The following is a 21,269-nucleotide window of genomic DNA, read 5'->3' on the forward strand; positions in this document are numbered from 1 at the left end:
AGTGAAAAAGATCGCTGTGATTGGAACCGGATATGTAGGCCTTGTGTCGGGAACATGTTTTGCTGAAATCGGAAATAAGGTTGTCTGCTGTGATATTGACGAGTCAAAAATCAGAAGCCTGAGAAACGGAGTAATCCCGATATATGAGCCGGGTCTTGCTGATTTAGTCGAAAAGAACGTCCAAGAACAGCGCCTGTCTTTCACAAATGAAATACCGTCCGCTGTAAAAGAGGCCGACATTATTTATATCGCTGTGGGAACGCCTATGTCTAAAACCGGCGAGGCTGACTTAACGTATGTGAAAGCCGCAGCCAAAACGATCGGAGAACACCTCAACGGCTATAAAGTAATCGTAAACAAAAGCACGGTGCCGGTCGGGACAGGGAAACTTGTTCATTCTATTATCCAAAAGGCCTCAAAGGGAAAGTGCCCGTTTGATGTCGTGTCCAATCCTGAATTCCTCCGGGAGGGCTCGGCGATATACGACACGATGAACATGGAGCGCGCGGTCATTGGCGCAACAAGCAACAAAGCGGCGTCCATCATTGAAGATCTGCACCAGCCCTTCCATACTCCTATCATCAAAACAAACTTGGAAAGCGCGGAAATGATTAAATACGCGGCAAACGCATTTTTAGCCACAAAAATTTCGTTTATCAATGACATCGCGAACATCTGCGAACGGGTGGGAGCGGATGTTTCAAAAGTATCGGACGGCGTCGGGCTCGACAGCCGGATCGGAAGAAAGTTTTTAAAAGCGGGCATTGGCTTCGGCGGTTCATGCTTCCCGAAAGATACAACCGCATTGCTTCAAATTGCTAAATCAGCCGGCTATCCGTTTAAGCTGATTGAAGCCGTCATAGAAACAAATGAAAAACAGCGGGTTCACATAGTAGATAAGCTGCTGAACGTTATGGGGGATATAAAAGGAAGAACCATTTCCGTTCTCGGCCTGGCATTCAAGCCGCATACAAATGATGTTCGTTCTGCTCCCGCACTCGATGTGATTCCGATGCTTCAGCAGCTTGGCGCCATTGTAAAAGCATACGATCCAATTGCCATTCCGGAAGCGTCATCTATTCTAGGAGAACAGATCGAGTACTGTACAAATTTGTATGACGCGATCAGCGATACAGATGCATGTCTGATCTTAACGGATTGGCCTGAGGTGAAAGAGATGGAGCTGGTCAAAGCCAAAACGCTCTTAAAACAGCCGATCATCATTGACGGGAGAAATCTATTTTCACTTGAAGAGATGCGGGCTGCCGGTTACATCTACCATTCAATCGGCCGTCCATCGGTTCAAGGTTCTGAATCTCTTGATCACTATTTCCCTGCCTGTCCGATTGAGGAGATGGCGAAGGAATTTAGAAGCGTAAATATATAAAAAAGATAAAAGGTTTCAGCTTGAATGCTTTCGGCTGCTGTGGCTCGGCTGCCGGTTCCTGAAACGTCAGGAAAGGGGTTGCACATGTGAGTATCAAACGTTCAGCGGTGCAAATGTTTGCCTTGCTGGCCGCTGTCATATTAGGAGTTTTTATACTGCTGGGAGCTGCCCGGGCGGAATTAGGGGTTGTCCAGACTGCCGCAGCGCTGGCGGTATTGGTTATCGGTCTGTTCGGCCTTTCGCTTGCAACGGCTTTTACAACAAGAGATCAGCTGTTTATGGCTGTTATCTATCTATTGATCGCCTGCACTTTTTTAAATAATGCATTTTTTGCGATTCATCTAGGCTTTTTCAGTTTATTTCTTTACCGCATTCTGCTGATTGCCGCAGGCTGTCTTCATTTTGCCGGAATGCTGCGGGATCGCACCCATATCCAGAGATGGAACAGGCTGAATGTAAAAGGAATTTTGCTATTTTTTGCTTTATGGTTTATATACGGGCTTATGTCCTTGCTTTGGGCTAAATCCGTGACGGAAGGGATTAAATATTTAGCGTTATTGGCGATGGGGATATTTATGATTTATCTCATCGTTATGTATATCCAGAAGATGGAGCGCATCCTGATCTTTTATACGATCTGGCTGGTCATGACGGTAGTTCTGATGGGTATCGGAATTTACAACAACATCACTTTGCACCATCTGCCGACATCGACGCTCTATAACGGGCCGGAATACAAGCAGCATTATCCCACGTCTGTGTTTTTTAATCAAAATGATTTTGCGACGTTTTTGTCCATTAGCTTCTTTTTTTACCTCACAATGGCCAAAAATATCAAGAACGGATATCTCAAGGGGATCGGGCTTCTTCTTTCCTTATGCGCACTGTATTTAATTATTTTGACTGGCTCTAGAGCAAGCTTGCTAGGTGTTTTCGCAGGTGCAGCTGTCTATATCTTTATTTTGCTGCCTTCTGTGCTTAAAAAAGCTGCGATTTGGCTCTCGGCGGTTGGTTGTGCTGCTTTTGCCATTTTGTTTGCAAATCGAATTTTCTCTGTATTCTGGAAGTTGTTTCTTGCTCCGCAGACGGCTCATTCATTTGATGAGCCGCTGCCTTCCAATGTTGCAAGGGCGAATCTTTTGAAAAACGCCTGGCATTACGTTCTTGATACATATGGATTCGGAGTAGGCGCGGGGAATGTTTCCTACTATTTAAAGCATTACGCTCTGTACGATACAGATCAGGTGGTAGAGGTGCATAACTGGCTTGTGGAAATTATGGCGAACTTCGGTTTGATCATGATGCTCGGATATCTTACCGTTTATCTGTATTTAATTTGGACGCTTTACAAATTGTATGAAAGAAAAATGGATAATTGGTCAAAACTGGTCATAGAAGGACTTATTACGGCTCTGGTCAGTTTCCTAGTATCCAGCATCAGCCCAAGCTCCGTTTCAAATCTATTTTTTCATTGGGTATTTCTGGCGCTTGTCATTGCAGCTGTCAATGTCATTAGGCGTTCAAAGCATGAGCAATCTGAACCCGTATACCGCTAGACATAGACTAAGAAAAGCAGGGAGACTTATATGAAGGATATATTGATAAGAATAGCCCGGCGTTTGAAAAAGAATAGTATCTGGATCATTGCGCTGCCGCTTATTTTAGGGGTGCTAGGTTATCTATTGCCATTGCAAATGGAAGGGAAAAGCAGCTACGCGGCGCAAATCACAATAGCTTCGGGGAATTATGACAATCCGCTTTATAACAATACAGAAGAAATTCCGCTTCTCTTAAAAAGCGATTCTTTTTTAAAGGAGGCTCTTCCTGAGGAAAAAGAGGAATATCTTGCTGAGGTAAAAGAAAAGCTCATCATCAACGCGGAGTCTGACTCGTTAATAACAATCAGCTATAACGACCGGGAGAAGGAGCGGACGGAATCCGTTTTGAACGCCATTTCTTCTGCTTTTCTGAAAAAGGATCAAGAGCTGTTTGCAAAAAGGGACGCAGTCATTAGCCAAAGTATAGACGCGCTTGATGGCGAGAATGTAAGCGAAGATTCTAAGGTGGATAAAGAAAGATTTTTATATGAGCTGAAAAACACAAAGCTTAATGTAAAAGCTGCCAGTATCGTAGATTCTGAAACAATAAATGAGGCATCAGGCGAAGGAATGTCCCCAAAAAAGAAAGCTGTTCTAGGTGTGCTGATCGGTGTAACCATTGCGTTCTTTTTCATTGTCATTCCTGAATTTTTCAGAGAGTCCTTTTAAAATCATACGATGGAGATGTGATCATGACCAACTGGAAACCTTTCGTATCTGTCATTACGCCATCTTATAATGCCCGTGATTATATTGAGGACACCATTCAATCTGTATTGCAGCAAAGCCATCCGCATTGGGAAATGATCATTGCGGATGATTGCTCTACAGACGGAACTCGGGACATTCTAAAACAATATGAAATGAAAGATGAAAGAATTCATGTGATATATCTGGATGAAAACAGCGGGGCCGCTGTGGCGAGAAACAAAGCATTAGAGCGTGCAAAGGGACGTTACGTTGCGTTTTTGGACAGCGATGACAGATGGAAGAAAGAAAAACTGCAAAAGCAGCTTCACTTTATGACTGAGCATTCTTGCGCCTTTTCGTTTACAGGCTACGGCTTGATGACGCAAGACGGATCACTGATTGACAAAAATATTCAAGCGCCGGAACGCCTGACGTATGATGATGCCTTGAAAAATACCATTATCGGATGCCTGACGGTGATGATTGACAGGGAACAAACTGGACAGATTCAAATGCCGAACATCAGAACGCGGCAAGACTTGGCTACGTGGCTTTCTTTACTAAAAAGAGGATTTACCGCATACGGAATGAATGAGTGCCTGGCCGAATACAGGCTTGTCAATAATTCAATCTCGAGCAACAAATGGAAAGCCGCCAAAAAAACGTGGTTCGTCTACAGGGAGATCGAGCGGCTGCACTTTATGAAGGCATCATGGTGTTTTTTCCAGTACGCGAAAAACGCCATGAAAAAAAGACTGTAATCGTAACAGAGAGAAAAGGTGATGAAGGTGGAAACGAAATCTATAGTTCATGTCATCGTCGCAACGGCTGAATGGGGACAGGATCATCTGAGATACAGGCGGCACAGACTGGCTGAATTTTTAGCGGGTCAAAGCGCTACAAAGGAAGTCATTTGGGTGTGTCCGTCACCGGAAAATCAAGAGTCGGTGTTCAAAAATCTGACAGGGGGCATCCGGCAATTTGCCGTAAAAGATCTCCTCCAAAAAAAGATGTTCCGCTTCGGCCGATATACTGATTTGTTTTATAAACACAAGCTTTCTCCTTTATTGGAAGAATTGCGTTCTGCTTCAAGTAAAGGAGAGCGCTGCTGTTTATGGTATACCTTCCCTGGTTTTCCGCTGCTGTCAGAGCTTTACTCGTGGGATCAAGTCATATACGATTGCAGCGACTTATGGGCCGCGCCTATCAGCGGCCGGTCAAATTTACTTTCGGAATTCAGACGCAAAGTCATTAAAACAGCGGAATTGAGAATTATTCAGCGCGCCGATTCAATTACATGTTCATCTGACTACCTTCATCGTGAAGTAGATAAGAAGCTCTCAGGCCGCCGTGAAAAGGTCCACACTGTGGAAAACGGCGTGGAATATGATTTGTTTTCCGCGCAAAAAGAAAAGCCTGATCAAGACATTTTAAAAGGAAGAAATGGGGAGGTTCTCGGTTTTATAGGGGGAATTAAACCAAAGCTTGATTTTAAGCTGATTGAGCAAACGGCTGCCATAAAACCAGATTGGACTTTCTTATTTGTCGGGCCGGACGCAACAAACGGCGATCCGGCATTCCAAGAGCTGCTGAAGCGGCCGAATGTGATTTGGACGGGACCTGCTGACCCTGACAAGGTGCCGGAATATATGGAGCTTGTTGATATCGGTATTATGCCATACAAGAAATCGCCATATAATCAAGCGGTTTTTCCGCTTAAACTTTATGAATTTTTAGCGGCCGGCAAGGCAGTAGTCGGCTGTAATCTCCCGTCTACGTCCAAAATGCAGCAGCCTCATATTTATGAATATCTAGAGGACAGCGATCCCGAAAGTTTTATACAGGCTTGTGAGAAAGTGCTGGAAAAGGAGCGGGATGCATCATACAAAGAGTTGCGCCGGCAAATCGCCCGCCGGCAAGACTGGAATTGTTTATTTAAACAAATTATGCAATACACCGGGATTCAAAGGAATGCGTAACCCTTTTTTGGGGATGCGCATTTTTTGATTATCCATGTTTCTTTTTGATGAAGCTTGTTATAATAACTAGTAAGAATGTATAATGGAAAGAACGGTTCAATTAATAAAGACTTCATTCAATACCAAAGGAGACTTCTTTATGCTTGACGAACGCATGGTTCGCATTGTTGTTGCGTTTTTTGTCTCTCTGCTAACGGTTTTAATCATAACCCCTATCGTAAAAAAACTTGCGATCAAAATAGGTGCAGTTGACCAGCCCAGCAATCGAAAAGTACATGATAAAATTATGCCCCGTATGGGCGGATTGGCAATCTTTATAGGTGTCATTGCAGGCGTTGCCGCAGCCGGCATATACAATGAAACAAGAATGACGGCTATCACCGTCGGCGCGTTTATGATTGTCATTTTAGGCATTATTGACGATAAGTACCAACTAAGCGCAAAAATTAAATTTTTAATTCAAATAATAGTAGCAATTATGATTGTGAGCACCGGACTGAAGATGGAATTTTTCTCAGTGCCGTTTCTAGCTGAGCGTTTCGAATTAGGATGGATGGCATATCCTCTCACCGTATTTTGGATCGTCGGCATTACAAATGCGATGAACCTTATTGACGGACTAGACGGATTGGCAGCCGGTTTATCCGTTATTGGGCTGTCAACCATTGCGGTTATGGCGCTGTCCGGCGGAAAAATCCTGATTCTGTCACTTTCACTCGTCGTTATAGCGAGTACACTAGGATTTTTGTTCTATAACTTTCATCCGGCTAAAATTTTCATGGGAGATACCGGATCACTCTTTTTAGGATATGTCATTTCAATCTTATCACTGCTAGGCCTGTATAAAAGTGTAACCTTATTCAGTATTGTTATTCCGATTATTATATTAGGCGTTCCTATTTTTGACACGACATTTGCCATCATAAGACGAATCTTAAATAAACAGCCAATATCGGCGCCAGATAAATCACATATCCATCACCGGCTGATGGCCTTTGGGCTGTCCCACCGAATGGCGGTTATCATCATATACCTAATCGGGTTTATTTTCAGCATCAGCGCGATATTACTGACGAGCGCCACCATCTGGCTCTCGCTGTTGATCATTTTCACCTTGATTGTATTTATGCAGATCATTGCAGAGGTAACAGGGTTGGTGAATGAACAATTTAAGCCGTTTACAAAGTTCTATAAACGGCTTGTCAAAAGAAATTAAAAAGCTCCGGCCCTAGGCCCGAGCTTTTTTAATGTGTAAAGGTAAATGATTTAAAAATTCCCGATCCAAAAGAGGACCGGGAATGATTTTAATAAGAAGAACCAGTTGTTGAATTTGTAGTACTATCGGAACTTGAACTGCCGGAGCTGCTATTGCTGTAGCTGTCTGAGCTTGAACTGCTTGTAGAATCATCAGTACCAGTCGTTCCGGACGTCGAGCCGCTGGAATTGCCTGTGCTTCCGGATGTCGAGCTGGCCGAATCATCAGTGCCGGTGCCGTCAGCAGTTGAACTGCTGCTTTCCGGCCTATAGTCTAAATAATCTTGAAGCTCCTTCTGAAGATTGGCAAGGTTGGTTGCATCCGGTTCAAAGTAATACGTTCCTTTGGTGCTGGTCGTGCCCCCTAAATAGAGGTCAGACCCTGTGATTTTTAATGTTTCTGTGTTTTTGCTGGAAAATCCGCTGTAAATTTGCTGCAATGCTAAACCTTCAGTGATTCGAATATTTGTTTCAACGTTTTTGCTCGCTGTTTGTGCAATTTTATCAATCTTTGCAATGTTACTTGCTTTAGACATTTGATCGATGATGGCATTCAAGATCTGCTTTTGTCTGTCATTACGTCCAAAGTCTCCGCGCTTATCTTGTTTTCTCATACGTGCATAAGCAAGTGCTTCCTCGCCGTCTAAATGCATTTTGCCTTTAGTAAAATAGATCTTTTTAGACTTATCAACGTCACTTTTTTCATTGAAATCGAAAGGAACATCTACATCAATTCCCCCAACCTCATTAATTACGTCTTTAAAACCGTCAAAATCTACTGTTACATATTTATCAATCGGTATTTGTAAAAAGTCTTCAACAGTCTCAACAGTTTCTTCTTTGCCGCCTTTACTGTATGCTGCATTTATCTTTGTTTTATTTCCTGTCGTATCACCGTGCAGTTGAACCCGTGTATCACGGGGAATACTCAGCATTTTCATCGTTTTCTTTTTTGGGTCGAGAGTGACGACGATAAGAGAATCGGATCTGCCTTTTTCGCCTTTTGTCGAATAATCTTCAATTCCCATAAATAAGATGGAAAATGGTTTTTTCTTCATATCAACCACTTCGCTCCGAAGATCTGATTTATCTCCCCGTGAGAGTGCGTCGTACGAATCATCCGCGGCACTGATGGTTTTGTATAATTTATATCCACCCAGCCCGACAACAACTAATAAGGCAAGGACAAACAGCACTAAGATTCTCTTGAAAATTATCTTTCGTTTACTCTTCTTTTTACGTACCCGTACTCTTACACGTTCAGCCATTATTCTGTCTCCTTTAGATGGTTGACGACTTTTTCAAGATACGTCAAATCTCCTTCTGTATTATCACCTTTTCCATTTGTTAAATCCGTAATCCATTCAGAGAAGGCTTGTTTCTCTTTCTCTTCTACGTATGTCTCAAATTCGACGTGTTCCGCATAATGGATTTCTTTTAGCTGATAAGGCGATTCTCTTAATTCATTTTCTACTTTTCCGAGCCATGTGTAATCGACAGAAGTATGCATGATCCTCATCAGCTTCCGCTCGACGACTCCTATATGATTTAAACCCTCAGACACTGACTTTCCATAAGCGCGAATCAGTCCGCCCGCACCAAGCTTAATTCCTCCGAAGTACCGTGTTACAACAGCGCAAGTATCCTTGAGTCCGCGTTTTTTCAATACCTCAAGCATAGGCACGCCGGCTGTGCCGCTTGGCTCTCCGTCGTCATTCGCTTTTTGGATATGATCGGTTTCGCCAATCATATAAGCAGAACAGTTATGGGTGGCATTCCAGTGCTGTTTCTTTATATCCTGAATAAATTCCTGTGCCTCTTTTTCAGAAGAAACACGGCTTAAATGGCAGATAAACCGGGATTTTTCAATCACAATTTCGTGTTCACCTGCTTCTTTCACAGTTAAATAGCTGTGCAGCATGCTTGCTGACCCTCCTGACAGGCATAAATACCTGCTTTTACAAATTCGAACAGGCTTTAGAATTTTTGTGCGTATTTTGTTATTATTAGAATAAGAAAATATATAAAAATGTTTTTTTCTTGAATATACGCATTCTTTCATTATAATTCGACACAAATTGCAGATCAATTACATTTATAATAAAAATATATGACATCACCGTTACGGAGGGAGATCTATGAATAAAACAAAGATGGATTCCAAAGTGCTGGACTCTATTCTAATGAAGATGCTAAAGACCGTTGACGGGAGCAAGGACGAGGTTTTTCAGATCGGGGAACAGTCCCGCCAGCAGTATGAGCAGCTGGTTGAAGAATTGAAACAAATCAAACAGCAGGTATATGAAGTGATTGACCTTGGTGATAAGCTAGAAGTGCATACCCGCCATGCCAGAAACCGTTTATCAGAGGTCAGCCGCAATTTTCATAGATTCAGTGAAGAGGAAATCCGCAATGCCTATGAAAAAGCACATAAACTTCAAGTCGAACTGACAATGATTCAGCAGCGTGAAAAGCAGCTGCGGGAGCGCAGGGATGATTTAGAACGCAGGCTGTTAGGCCTTCAGGAAATTATTGAACGGTCAGAATCGTTAGTCAGCCAAATTACTGTGGTGTTAAACTATCTGAATCAGGATTTGCGGCAAGTCGGATTGCTTCTAGCAGACGCTCAGGCGAAACAGGACTTTGGATTGAGGATTATTGAAGCCCAAGAAGAAGAAAGAAAAAGAGTTTCCAGAGAAATTCATGACGGTCCCGCGCAGATGCTGGCAAATGTGATGATGAGATCCGAATTAATCGAACGGATCTTTCGCGACCGGGGCACTGAAGACGGTTTTCAGGAAATTAAAAACCTGCGGCAAAATGTGCGAAATGCCCTTTACGAAGTCAGAAGGATTATATATGATTTAAGACCGATGGCTCTAGATGATTTGGGTCTGATCCCCACGCTGAGAAAATATCTTTATACAACCGAGGAGTACAACGGAAAGGTCAAAATACATTTTCAGTGCATCGGTGATACGGAAGATAAGCGAATAGCGCCTCAGTTTGAAGTCGCGCTCTTCAGGCTCGCACAGGAAGCAGTGACTAACGCATTAAAGCATTCAGAATCAGAAGAAATAACAGTCAAAGTTGAGGTCACAAAAGATTTTGTTATCTTAATGATAAAGGATAACGGAAAAGGCTTTGATGTGAAGGATACTAAACAGAAAAAGAATAAATCATTTGGTTTGCTTGGGATGAAAGAGAGAGTAGACTTGCTTGAGGGGACTATTACGATAGACTCTAAAATAGGTCTTGGGACATTCATCATGATAAAGGTTCCATTATCTCTTACTCTATAATTTGTAAAATAGAGCCAAAAGGCATATTGACCGAATAGCAGAGTATATAGAACAATAACATAAGGAGGCGTGGCTTGTGACTAAAGTAAATATTGTTATTATCGACGACCATCAATTATTTCGTGAAGGTGTTAAGCGAATATTAGATTTTGAACCTACCTTTGAAGTGGTAGCAGAAGGTGACGATGGAGATGAGGCAGCTCGTATTGTTGAGCACTATCATCCTGACGTAGTCATTATGGATATTAATATGCCGAATGTAAATGGTGTGGAAGCTACTAAGCAGCTTGTAGAGCTGTATCCCGAATCAAAAGTAATTATCTTGTCTATTCATGATGATGAAAATTATGTGACACATGCCTTAAAAACAGGCGCAAGAGGTTATCTGCTGAAAGAAATGGACGCTGATACTTTGATCGAAGCAGTTAAAGTGGTGGCGGAAGGCGGTTCATATCTCCATCCGAAGGTCACTCACAATCTTGTAAACGAGTTTCGACGTCTTGCAACAAGCGGTGTTTCTGCCCATCCTCAGCATGAGGTTTATCCGGAAATTCGGAGACCATTACATATTCTAACCAGGCGGGAATGTGAAGTGCTGCAAATGCTTGCAGACGGTAAAAGCAACCGCGGTATAGGTGAATCACTATTTATTAGTGAAAAAACAGTCAAAAATCATGTCAGCAATATTTTGCAAAAAATGAACGTAAACGATCGGACGCAAGCAGTTGTGGTCGCGATTAAAAATGGCTGGGTAGAAATGAGATAGGATAAGCGAGACTTGCCTTTTATGGCAGGTCTTTTTTATAATGAAAAATATTTGTATTCTTAAATATGAAAAAGATCAAGTAATCTATAAGGCAGGTAACAAAGACATGAAGATTGCTGTGGTAACAGACAGTACCGCGTATATTCCAAAAGAAATAAGAGAGCAGAATCATATACATATGATTCCTCTTAATGTTGTATTCGGAAACGAATCCTATCGTGAGGAAACAGAAATCGATTGGCGAAGCTTTTACAAGGAAGTAAAAAAACATGATGAGCTTCCCACAACATCACAGCCGGCCTTTGGTGAGCTGCTTGCTTTGTATGAAGAGCTTGGAAAAACGTACGATGCCGTTATTAGCATTCATCTTTCAAGCGGGATAAGCGGCACATACAACAGTGCGGCCTCTGCTAATGCAATGGTGGATAATATTGAAGTTTATCCGTTTGACTCTGAGATAAGCTGTCTTGTCCAAGGCTTTTTTGCAATTAAAGCAGCGCAGTTGATTAAAAGAGGGTACGCTCCTGAAGACATTTTAAAAGAGCTGGATGAAATGAAAAAAACACAGCGGGCGTATTTTATGGTCGATGATTTAGCCCATCTTCAGCGAGGCGGGCGTTTAAGCAGTGCGCAGGCTTTTATTGGGGGCCTTCTAAAGGTAAAGCCTATTTTGCATTTTGACAATAAGCTAATTGTTCCTTTTGAAAAGATCCGAACACGTAAAAAAGCGATTTTGCGGATATATGAGCTTTTGGAAGAAGATGCAAGCAAAGGATTGCCGATGAAGGCGGCCGTAATCCATGCCAACAGGGAAGAAGAAGCTGATGAAATCATTAAAGAGCTTTCTGCAAAGTATCCGCACGTCGATTTTTATAACAGTTACTTTGGCGCGGTTATCGGCACGCATCTGGGCGAAGGCGCGATCGGTATCGGCTGGTGTTTTATGTAATCGGAAATCTCCGTTTTAGAGGCGGAGGTTTTTTTATATTCTGTTTTTTTAGATTGGACAGAGAATTTTCGGTCAGGCATACTTTTTCCCAAGGAGGCAATGCGTTATGCAGACTGAGTTGAAAAAGAAACCTTTATTCTCTGCTGATCTGCAGCAGTTCCTTCATCAGCGCCACTTGCTTAGAACTGAAATCCCATTCTCTGAGGAAATTATCAACTGGCATATTGAGCATGGTTTTATTTCCGCTGAAAAATCAATCATCAAAAATAAAAAGGGTTATTTTTGTAACAGGTGCGGCCAAAATGACCAGCGGTATTTTTCTTCCTACTGGTCATGCTCAGATGAAAAAAATCAAATGTATTGCCGTTCGTGTGTCATGATGGGAAGAGTAAGCGAGAACATTTTCTTATATTCATGGATAAAGGAGGTGGAAGCAAGGTGGCAGCCTATAAAACTTACTTGGGAAGGTAAACTCTCTCTTGGGCAGCAAAAAGCCGCGGATATTTTAATTGACGCGATAACCAAAAGGGAAGAGCTTCTTATTTGGGCTGTTTGCGGCGCAGGTAAAACCGAAATATTATTCCCGGGCATTGAGTTTGCGTTAAATCAGGGATTTCGTGTATGTATTGCAACACCGCGCACCGATGTCGTACTAGAGCTTACCCCAAGGCTGAAAACCGCCTTTCAGACCTCAAAGGTCTCAGCCCTTTACGGAGGGAGTGAAGATAATGGGAGCTTGTCCCCGCTGATGATTTCAACGACACATCAGCTATTACGTTACAAAGAAGCATTTGACGTCATCATCATAGACGAAGTTGATGCTTTTCCTTATTCTGCTGATCAAACTCTCCAGTTTGCTGTTCAAAAAGCAAGAAAGAAAAACAGCACTCTCATTTATTTAAGTGCAACACCTTCCAAAGAATTAAAAAAGAAAGCGCATATAGGGAAGTTAAAATCGGTTCGCATACCCGCAAGACATCATCGGAAACCATTGCCTGAACCACGTTTTTGCTGGTGCGGAAACTGGCAAAAAAAATTAGCCGGAAGCAAAATTCCGAAACAGGTGAAAATATGGGTAGAACAGCATGTGAAAGAAGGCAGACCTGTTTTTTTATTTGTGCCGTCTGTTTCCGTTTTAGAGAAGGTTACTGCCTGTTTCGCCGACATGAGATATCGAACAGCGGGTGTTCATGCGGAAGATAAGAACCGAAAAGAGAAAGTACAGCAATTCAGGGACGGCCGGCTTGACGTATTAATCACAACGACCATATTAGAAAGAGGGGTTACTGTTCCAATGGTGCAGACTGGCGTATTGGGAGCTGAATCGCCTATATTTACTGAGAGCGCACTCGTCCAAATCGCCGGAAGGACAGGGCGGCATAAAAAATATGCTCAGGGTGACGTCATATATTTTCACTTTGGAAAAACAAAGAGTATGATAGATGCCAGAAAACATATAAACGAAATGAATAAATTGGCAAGAAAAAACGAATTAATAGACTAGTTAATTTGTAAAAACATGTTACAGTATACTCAAACATTCAACGAGGAGCTGTAAAAATGCTTGTCAATTCAAAAGAAATCGTGATGAAAGAGCTTCTTGACCGTTATATTGATCAGCTTCATATGAAATGCACATGCCCAGTATGCATGAATGATGTACTGGCACTTTCTTTAAACCAAGTGAAACCAAGCTATGTTACAGATAAAAAAAAGATTGCGTATAACAAAGCCGAACTTGTTGATAAACAGAAAAATACGGCGATGCTTGTTATATTGGCTGAATCGGCTGCTATCGTGTCAGCCGGCCCAGGCGATAATTGTGTGACGAAAAAAAGGGAGGAGCAAAAAAGCTGAACTGCTTATTGTGTGATTCGCAGTTTTCTCAATCTCTTACGTGGAGATCTTTATTTTTATTAGAGCCGGACGAAAAGGTCTGTCATCCGTGCAAAAGACAATTACAAAGGATCACAGGAACGGTTTGCCCTTCATGCGGCAGACCTCAAAACACAAATGAAAAATGCCCCGATTGCACCGAATGGGAATCAAGGATTGATAGAGGCTTCCTTTTAAGCCGAAACCGTTCTGTTTATGTATATAATGAGATGATGAAAGAATCGCTGGCCCGTTTTAAGTTCAGAGGAGACGCAGAGCTTTTGCATGTTTTTAAGACTGATTTTGCATCGGAATTTTCAACTGTCTATCCTGAAAAAAGCTATGTGCTTATTCCAATCCCGCTGAGTGAGGAACGGAAAGCAGAGCGCGGGTTTAACCAGTCAGAACTTCTGGCGAAATGTTTAGACCGGCCCATCATTCATTCCCTAACCCGTCTGGATAATGAAAAACAATCCAAGAAAAACAAAGCGGAACGGCTCCTTTTCAAACGTGTCTTTGATACTGAAATTAATTCCGTTGCAGATATGGATGTCATATTAATCGACGATCTTTATACCACAGGCGCTACCTTACACCATGCAGCCCGTTGTTTATTGGAAAAAGGAAAAGCAGGCTCTGTGTCCTCTTTTACTTTAATCAGAAGCTAAATCATTCTGTATTTGTGCCGATATAATTTTTAGAAATATAACAGGCATATTAAAGAATAGGAGTTAAAACGATGGGTGAACTGGCGAATTGTCCAAAGTGCAATGCTTTATTTTTAAAAACAAAGCTGCAAACTGTATGTCAGGCGTGTATTAAGGAAGAAGAAAAAGCATTTGAAACTGTATATAAATTTTTACGAAAACAAGAAAACCGGCAATCCACACTTAACCGCATTACCGAGGAAACAGGTGTGGAAGAAGAGCTGATTTTAAAATTCATCAGACAAAAAAGAATTCAAATCACTCATCTTCCGAACTTGGCATATCCTTGTGAAAGGTGCGGTACATCAATACGGGAAGGCAAATTCTGCAAGGCTTGCCAGTCAGATATTGAGGGGCAAATGGACCGTTTGAACCAAGAAACCGCTGCGAAATCAAAGGGCGGAAATGGTACTAAAGACACATACTATGCCTATAATACCAAAAACAGCTGATTCCCTAAACTAACTGAAAACGCAGTCGATAAAAGGGTTAGATTGTTTAAAGACTGCAACGGAAAGCGAGAGGAATCCTATGAAAATCAATCAATTTGGAACACAATCCGTTAATCCATATCAAAAAAATTACGATAAACAAGCCGTGCAAAAAACATCTGCACAGCCTAAAGATAAAGTTGAAATTTCTTCACAGGCAAAAGAACTCCAAAATGCATCAGACATTAAGTCTCGTCAGGAAAAAATTGCACAGCTTAAAGCCGAGATTGAAAACGGGTCCTATAAAGTGGACGGAAACAGCATTGCGGAAAACATGGTGAATTTTTATAAAAAGCAATAAAAAAGGAGAAAGCCGATGTCAGCAAAGCCAATTATTGAACAATTAAAGCGACTTTGCGTTCTGCATGAACATTTGCTCACGCTTTCTGAAGAAAAAACCGAAGCGCTAAAGGCCGGCAAAACAAAAGAGCTTTCTAACATTTTGACAAAAGAGCAAAAATATATACAAGCAATTGGACAAGTAGAAGAAGAACGGATGAAAGCAACTTCTGAATTTTTGGGTTTTGGTAAAAACAATACAGTTACAGCATGCATAAAAAAGGCTTCCGGTAAGGAAAAAACCGAGCTTGAACAGTTATTTCAATCGCTTTCTGAACAGCTTAACGGCTTAAAGGAAATAAATGAGCTGAATAAACAGCTTACGAAACAGGCATTGCAATTTATCTCCCTTACGTTTGATATGCTTGTTCCCCAGGAGAATAACATTAATTACGGACAATCAGTTCAAGCAAACCATCCGGCGGGAAGCCGATTAAAATTATTTGATTCACAAGCTTAGAACGGAGGATTTGAACATGTCATCGACCTTTATGGGCCTTGAAACAGCAAGGCGGGCGCTAAGTGCTCAGCAGGCTGCTTTAAGCACCACAGCTAATAATGTTGCCAACGCAAATACAGATGGCTACACAAGACAAAGGGTCTCATTAGAGGCAACAAGCTCGTTTCCTGCTGTTTCAAAAAACGCGGAAAAAGTAGCGGGACAAATAGGAACCGGTGTAGAAGCGAAGTCAGTTGAAAGGATAAGAGACAGCTTTCTTGACTATCAATATCGGTTACAGAATAACAACTCGGGATATTATGATACTAGGGCTAAAGCTCTCGGGCAAATGGAAGGTGTAATGAATGAAACCGATGACAGCGGTTTAAGCAGTGTGCTTAATTCTTTTTGGAAGTCATTACAGGAATTAACAAACAATTCAAATGAAGACAGCGCACGTTCTGTTGTTTCTCAAAAAGGACAGGATGTTGCTGGTACATTTAATCATATTTCTGAGTCACTTACAAATGTTCAGTCAAATTTAAAAACTGAACTTGATAGCAGTGTCTTAGATGTTAACTCCCTGCTGTCTCAATTAAACAGTTTAAATCAGCAGATTGCACAGGTCGAACCATCGGGAAATCTTCCAAACGGCTTGTATGATCAAAGAGATGTGCTTCTTGATAAATTGTCATCTTTAGTTGATATAAAGGTCAGCTATAATAAATCAGGTGGAAATGCACTTGCCTCATCTGAAGGTACTGTATCAATTGAAATCCTTGATAAGAACAAACAGTCTCTTGGAACTGTTTTGGACGGGAAAGATTACAAGGCTACAGAGTTAAAAGTAAATTATGATGAAGAAACCGGCCTGGCAAAAAGTGTGTCTATCGGGGATTCCGAGATACAGGCAGATTCATTCAGCAGCAACGGCTCTTTGTTAGGTTTTATCCAATCATACGGGTATGTGACGGCAGATGGAGAAGAAAAAGGCATTTATCCAGAAATGCTTTCTGATCTTGATAACATGGCGCTTGAATTTGCTAAAGCTTTTAATGAGGTGCACAGAAATGGCTTAACCGCCAGCGGTGAACAAGGCGGCGATTTCTTTGACTTTAGCAGCGGGGAAGCGAATCCTGCAAAAGGAGCAGCCGCTAAGATTAAAGTGACTGACAGCATTATAAATTCAAAAGGCCAAAACATTGCTTTTTCATTAAGCGGCGAAGCTAACGATAATTCAAATGCCACAAAACTAGCAAGTGTTTTAACCGGTAATATAACAATTAGCGGAAAGAAAACCACGGTTTTAGATTACTATGCAAGTTTAATAGGCGAATTAGGCATCAAAACACAAGAGGCGAACCGTTTAGCGGCTAACACAGAAACACAGCTGAATGCTGCTGATTTAAACCGCCAGCAAATGAGTGCAGTCTCATTAGACGAAGAAATGACCAACATGATTCAATTTCAGCATGCATACAATGCTGCCGCGCGAATGGTTACATTACAAGATGAAATGCTTGATAAAGTGATAAACGGCATGGGTGCCGGCGGAAGATAGGTGACGGGTAAATGAGAGTAACACAAGGTATGATTCAGCAAAACTCCTTGCGCTATATTGGTTCAAGCTACGCTAAGCTTGATAAACTTCAATCTCAAGTTTCATCAGGTAAAAAAATCTCTAAGGCTTCTGATGATCCGATTGTTGCTATGAAAAGTTTAAAATATAATACGCAGTTATCTCAGGTTAAACAATACCAAAGCAATGCTTCACAAGCCTTTACTTGGCTCGAAAATACAGAAACGAACATTACTGAAGGTATTGATGTATTGTCAAAAGTAAGGGATCTTGTCGTTCAAGCTAAAAATGGCCAAAATGGCGAGGCTGAATTAAAATCTATAGGCGTTGAAGTTAATCAACTAAAAGAACAGCTTCTTAATATAGCCAATACACAGGTAAATGGACGCTATATATTTAATGGAACTAATTCAGATAGCCCTCCGGTAGTGGATAATGGTGATGGAACTTATACCATACCTGACGCAGATGATGTCAATGTCAATATTTCAAGTAATATGACTTTAAAGGTGAACTCAGATCCGAAATCTGCCTTCGGAGGTACATCAGCAAGCGGTCAAAATGTATTTGAAATGCTTGAATCGCTTGAAAATGCATTAAATTCAGGATCGGTAGACGATATGAAATCAACTTTATCAGACATTGATCAGTTTACTGACGGCATGAGCGCCGAACGTTCTGATATTGGTGCGCGATATAACCGATTAGAATTAATCAATAAACGCTTAGAGACACAGGAAGAGACGGCTACAAAAGTATTATCTGATAATGAAGACGTAGAACTTGAAAAAGTGATAACCGATTTTATTGCTCAGGCAAGTGTTCACAGAGCAGCACTGGCTGTAAATGCGAAAATCGTTCAGCCTACATTGATTGACTTTTTAAAGTAAGCGGCTCTTAATGAGTCCGCTTTTTTTACAATTTAGGAGGCATTATGATGGAGATACCGATGTTAGCCATGCAAAGTATTCCTGCCAAAATTAGTTTGACAACAATTCCGGCCAGCGTAAAAATGGAGCAGCCTGAAGCGGATTTAAAAATCGAACAGCCCGAGGCTGAACTGGATATGTCAGTAACACCTTCAAAACTTACGATAGATCAAACAAAAGCTTGGGAAGACTTAGACAGGAAACATATATTTAAAAGGATAGAAGAAGCTGCACAAAAAGGCCGTCAAGATGTACTTAATGGAATAGCAAGAGCTGCAGATGAAGGAGACGAGCTCATGAGGATTGAAAATGGAGGAAACCCGATTGCTTCCCAGGCGAAACGAAACGCTGCCCATCATCCTATTGAATTGGGTAAAAATTTCACTCCATCTCTTTCAAGAGTAAAAGTCGATTACACGCCATCGGAGCTTCATATAAATGTAACGCCGCATAAACCGGTTATTCAGGCAGCGCCGCGTAAACCAATCATTGATTATACGCCCGGAAACGTTAAGGTTGACATGCTGCAATATCCTGATTTAAAAATAGATGTAGTATATCCTAAAAAAGCGTAAGGTTGAAAAGTAAAAATGAAAAGGATCGTGAACAATGTTCATTAAAACAAAATACCATGGCCAAACGAACGTTAAAGAAGAACAAATGATTGTTTTTGAAAGCGGGCTCCCTGGATTTTCAGAAGAAAAACAGTTTGTCATTTTGCCGCTTTCAGAAGACTCTCCGTTCGTTGTTTTGCAGTCAGTCGTAACAGAGAACCTTGCGTTTATTGTCGTAAGTCCGTTCGTCTTTTTTAAAGATTACGAATTTGATCTTAGTGAATCCGCAGCAGAGCTTTTGGAGATTGAAAATATTGAAGATGTTGAAGTCATGACAATATTAACAATGGAAGAGCCTTTTGAGAAATCAACAGCGAATTTGCTAGCTCCAATTATTGTGAATCGTAAAAATATGCTGGCAAAGCAAGTAGTATTACACAACTCCTCATATACGACAAAGCATCCGATCGGAGGAGAATCATGTTAGTTTTATCTCGGAAAATCAATGAAGCGATTCAAATTGGCGATGATATTGAAGTGAAAATTATTGCTGTTGAAGGAGATCAGGTGAAATTGGGCATCGATGCTCCAAAGCATATTGATATTCACAGAAAAGAAATCTATTTGACGATTCAAGAAGAAAACAATCGGGCAGCTTCTTTTTCCAACAATCTATTATCTGCGCTATCCTCACAAAAAAAGTGAGGATTTTTTTCTTTTTTGTATTAATAAATTTAAGCACAGTCCGATATTAAATATGTAACCGGCAGGGAGTACATTGGACTTCAGCCGTTACATCACATAGCACAAGGACGTGCTATAAAACATATTCAGGGAGGAACAACAAAATGAGAATTAATCACAATATTGCGGCATTAAACACGTACCGCCAGCTTTCAGCAAACAGCAATGCTTCACAAAAAAACATGGAGAAACTTTCTTCAGGTCTTCGCATCAACCGTGCTGGAGATGACGCTGCTGGTCTTGCGATTTCTGAAAAAATGAGAGGACAAATCAGAGGTCTGGACATGGCTTCTAAAAACTCTCAAGACGGAATCTCTCTTATCCAAACAGCAGAGGGTGCATTAACTGAAACTCACTCTATCCTTCAACGTGTGCGTGAACTAGCTGTTCAAGCTAACAACACAGGTACTCAAGATACTACTGATCTTGGAGCAATTCAAGATGAGATCGGTTCTTTACTAGAAGAAATCGGTGGCGTTGACGGAGCAAGTAAAGGTATCTCTGACCGTACTCAATTTAACGGCAAGAACCTACTTAATGGTGATTTCAGTTCTGCAAGCGGAAATCAGCTTCAATTCCAAATTGGCGCAAACGACCAACAAACTCTTACAGTAAACATCGAGGACATGTCTGTTAAATCTCTTGGAACAGCAGATACAACAAACGCTGCTGGGGACGCAGTAGCAGGATTTAAAATTGCTGACTTAGACGTTACAAAACTAACTGGAAAAGCGGCAGATGGCGCTGATCTATCAGACGAAGACAAAGCAAAATTCTCTTTTGAGAACCAACTTTCTGCTATTGACGCAGCGACTAAACAAGTTTCAACTCAACGTTCAAAACTTGGTGCGGTTCAAAACCGTCTAGAGCATACAATCAATAACCTTGGTGCTTCTTCTGAAAACTTAACAGCTGCTGAGTCTCGTATCCGTGACGTAGACATGGCTAAAGAAATGAGCGAGTTCACTAAGAACAACATTCTTTCTCAAGCTTCTCAAGCTATGCTTGCTCAAGCGAACCAACAGCCGCAATCAGTTCTTCAATTGTTACAATAACAGCACGTTCACAAAGACCTTAGCTTTGCTAAGGTCTTTTTTTTGTAGAAATAAATATCTCCTTTCATTAATCTTCTTCGTCAGCGTCTTCAATTTAAGATGATTTTTATTCTGAAACCGATCCTTATGTTAAAATGAAATTTTTCATAAAATGAGTTGAACTATTTACTCTTTTACTCATCATTTTACTATGAATCAACATGAGTTTTTTTCCAAAAAAACATGTAATTTAACTGAACTTAGTCGATATAAACGGTAGATCATCAAATGGGGGATGGTTAAAATTGAATATTGAACGTTTTACATCATTTGAATCTATTTGGGATGCTTATCATACTCGTATGGTAAGTGGTCGAGATGAAGAGGCGGTAAAAAACGGAGCAGCTTCGGAGCAAGGGGTGTCTTCACAAGTTGAACAAACGATACAGAAAGCCAACAAGCTTTTGGAGCCGTCCCAAGTTCATCTTAAGTTCGAGCTTCATGAAAAGTTAGATGAATATTACGTGAAGGTCGTTGACAGCAAAACAGAAGCGGTTATCCGTGAAATCCCGCCAAAACAATGGCTTGATTTTTATGCGGCTATGGCTGAGTTTATAGGATTACTAGTTGATAAATCAATGTAAGATAGGAGT

At 41.2% G+C, this 21,269-nt stretch carries 24 protein-coding genes; 22 read left to right on the top strand and 2 right to left on the bottom strand.

Going from position 1 to position 21,269, the window contains the following annotated elements; translation table 11 throughout:
- Position 1 precedes the first annotated feature (1 nt).
- The 6 genes from tuaD (at position 2) to GXP75_RS08220 (ending at position 6,870) form a co-directional block, all read left to right on the top strand.
- Entirely contained in the window at positions 2-1,387 is a 1,386-nt protein-coding gene (gene tuaD, locus GXP75_RS08195) for a UDP-glucose 6-dehydrogenase TuaD (RefSeq protein ID WP_242556553.1), read from the top strand.
- Positions 1,388-1,473: 86 nt separating this feature from the next.
- Positions 1,474-2,943: a teichuronic acid biosynthesis protein TuaE gene (gene tuaE / locus GXP75_RS08200; RefSeq protein ID WP_242556554.1), complete on the top strand. Its 1,470-nt coding sequence runs from the start codon at positions 1,474-1,476 to the stop codon at positions 2,941-2,943.
- Positions 2,944-2,973: 30 nt separating this feature from the next.
- On the top strand, positions 2,974-3,654 hold the full coding sequence (gene tuaF / locus GXP75_RS08205) for a teichuronic acid biosynthesis protein TuaF (protein ID WP_242556555.1): 681 nt from the start codon (positions 2,974-2,976) through the stop codon (positions 3,652-3,654).
- 23 nt (positions 3,655-3,677) lie between these two features.
- Complete coding sequence (gene tuaG, locus GXP75_RS08210) at positions 3,678-4,436, top strand: teichuronic acid biosynthesis protein TuaG (protein ID WP_242556556.1); 759 nt, start codon at positions 3,678-3,680, stop codon at positions 4,434-4,436.
- Between the two features lie 27 nt (positions 4,437-4,463).
- Positions 4,464-5,654, top strand: coding sequence for a teichuronic acid biosynthesis protein TuaH (gene tuaH / locus GXP75_RS08215; RefSeq protein WP_242556557.1), 1,191 nt, complete (start codon positions 4,464-4,466; stop codon positions 5,652-5,654).
- 139 nt (positions 5,655-5,793) lie between these two features.
- Positions 5,794-6,870, top strand: coding sequence for an MraY family glycosyltransferase (locus GXP75_RS08220; protein ID WP_214916312.1), 1,077 nt, complete (start codon positions 5,794-5,796; stop codon positions 6,868-6,870).
- Positions 6,871-6,958: 88 nt separating this feature from the next.
- Here the strand turns inward: GXP75_RS08220 and GXP75_RS08225 are convergent, their stop codons facing one another.
- The gene (locus tag GXP75_RS08225) at positions 6,959-8,176 is read right to left on the bottom strand and encodes an LCP family protein (RefSeq protein ID WP_214916313.1); all 1,218 of its coding nucleotides are present in this window, start codon (positions 8,174-8,176) and stop codon (positions 6,959-6,961) included.
- A complete protein-coding gene (locus GXP75_RS08230; protein WP_003326713.1) occupies positions 8,176-8,829 on the bottom strand; it encodes a YigZ family protein in 654 nt (217 codons plus the stop codon). The genes GXP75_RS08225 and GXP75_RS08230 overlap by 1 nt, the downstream gene beginning before the upstream one ends.
- Before the next feature lie 217 nt (positions 8,830-9,046).
- Here GXP75_RS08230 and degS point away from each other — a divergent pair, with 217 nt between their 5' ends.
- From degS to flaG, 16 genes are all read left to right on the top strand, one after another.
- Positions 9,047-10,210, top strand: a complete 1,164-nt coding sequence (gene degS / locus GXP75_RS08235) for a two-component sensor histidine kinase DegS (RefSeq protein ID WP_003326714.1) — start codon at positions 9,047-9,049, stop codon at positions 10,208-10,210.
- A gap of 76 nt (positions 10,211-10,286) precedes the next feature.
- Positions 10,287-10,976 carry a two-component system response regulator DegU gene (degU, locus tag GXP75_RS08240; protein WP_003219701.1) on the top strand — a complete coding sequence of 230 codons (690 nt, stop codon included), beginning with the start codon at positions 10,287-10,289 and terminating at the stop codon, positions 10,974-10,976.
- Between the two features lie 106 nt (positions 10,977-11,082).
- The gene (locus tag GXP75_RS08245; RefSeq protein WP_242556558.1) at positions 11,083-11,925 is read left to right on the top strand and encodes a DegV family protein; all 843 of its coding nucleotides are present in this window, start codon (positions 11,083-11,085) and stop codon (positions 11,923-11,925) included.
- Between the two features lie 106 nt (positions 11,926-12,031).
- A complete protein-coding gene (comFA, locus tag GXP75_RS08250; protein WP_242556559.1) occupies positions 12,032-13,429 on the top strand; it encodes an ATP-dependent helicase ComFA in 1,398 nt (465 codons plus the stop codon).
- A 56-nt stretch (positions 13,430-13,485) separates the two neighbouring features.
- Positions 13,486-13,782, top strand: a complete 297-nt coding sequence (comFB, locus tag GXP75_RS08255) for a late competence protein ComFB (RefSeq protein WP_242556560.1) — start codon at positions 13,486-13,488, stop codon at positions 13,780-13,782.
- Positions 13,746-14,468: a double zinc ribbon domain-containing protein gene (locus GXP75_RS08260; protein ID WP_242556561.1), complete on the top strand. Its 723-nt coding sequence runs from the start codon at positions 13,746-13,748 to the stop codon at positions 14,466-14,468. The genes comFB and GXP75_RS08260 overlap by 37 nt, the downstream gene beginning before the upstream one ends.
- A gap of 71 nt (positions 14,469-14,539) precedes the next feature.
- Positions 14,540-14,959, top strand: a complete 420-nt coding sequence (locus GXP75_RS08265) for a TIGR03826 family flagellar region protein (RefSeq protein ID WP_242556562.1) — start codon at positions 14,540-14,542, stop codon at positions 14,957-14,959.
- Positions 14,960-15,038: 79 nt separating this feature from the next.
- Complete coding sequence (gene flgM, locus GXP75_RS08270; RefSeq protein ID WP_003326722.1) at positions 15,039-15,299, top strand: flagellar biosynthesis anti-sigma factor FlgM; 261 nt, start codon at positions 15,039-15,041, stop codon at positions 15,297-15,299.
- Between the two features lie 15 nt (positions 15,300-15,314).
- Positions 15,315-15,797: a flagellar protein FlgN gene (locus GXP75_RS08275; RefSeq protein ID WP_061570804.1), complete on the top strand. Its 483-nt coding sequence runs from the start codon at positions 15,315-15,317 to the stop codon at positions 15,795-15,797.
- A gap of 16 nt (positions 15,798-15,813) precedes the next feature.
- Complete coding sequence (flgK, locus tag GXP75_RS08280; RefSeq protein WP_242556563.1) at positions 15,814-17,337, top strand: flagellar hook-associated protein FlgK; 1,524 nt, start codon at positions 15,814-15,816, stop codon at positions 17,335-17,337.
- Positions 17,338-17,348: 11 nt separating this feature from the next.
- Positions 17,349-18,245 (top strand): flagellar hook-associated protein FlgL, encoded by an 897-nt coding sequence (gene flgL / locus GXP75_RS08285; RefSeq protein WP_242556564.1) that lies wholly within the window; start codon positions 17,349-17,351, stop codon positions 18,243-18,245.
- A 47-nt stretch (positions 18,246-18,292) separates the two neighbouring features.
- Positions 18,293-18,859: a DUF6470 family protein gene (locus GXP75_RS08290; protein ID WP_242556565.1), complete on the top strand. Its 567-nt coding sequence runs from the start codon at positions 18,293-18,295 to the stop codon at positions 18,857-18,859.
- A gap of 34 nt (positions 18,860-18,893) precedes the next feature.
- The gene (fliW, locus tag GXP75_RS08295) at positions 18,894-19,325 is read left to right on the top strand and encodes a flagellar assembly protein FliW (RefSeq protein ID WP_214916329.1); all 432 of its coding nucleotides are present in this window, start codon (positions 18,894-18,896) and stop codon (positions 19,323-19,325) included.
- The gene (gene csrA, locus GXP75_RS08300; protein WP_003326728.1) at positions 19,319-19,543 is read left to right on the top strand and encodes a carbon storage regulator CsrA; all 225 of its coding nucleotides are present in this window, start codon (positions 19,319-19,321) and stop codon (positions 19,541-19,543) included. Before fliW ends, csrA begins: the two co-directional genes overlap by 7 nt.
- A 143-nt stretch (positions 19,544-19,686) precedes the next feature.
- On the top strand, positions 19,687-20,637 hold the full coding sequence (hag, locus tag GXP75_RS08305) for a flagellin Hag (protein ID WP_242556566.1): 951 nt from the start codon (positions 19,687-19,689) through the stop codon (positions 20,635-20,637).
- Between the two features lie 284 nt (positions 20,638-20,921).
- A complete protein-coding gene (gene flaG, locus GXP75_RS08310; protein WP_242556567.1) occupies positions 20,922-21,260 on the top strand; it encodes a flagellar protein FlaG in 339 nt (112 codons plus the stop codon).
- Positions 21,261-21,269 lie beyond the last annotated feature (9 nt).

Source organism: Bacillus sp. HU-1818, assembly GCF_022695965.1.
GTDB lineage: Bacteria > Bacillota > Bacilli > Bacillales > Bacillaceae > Bacillus > Bacillus atrophaeus.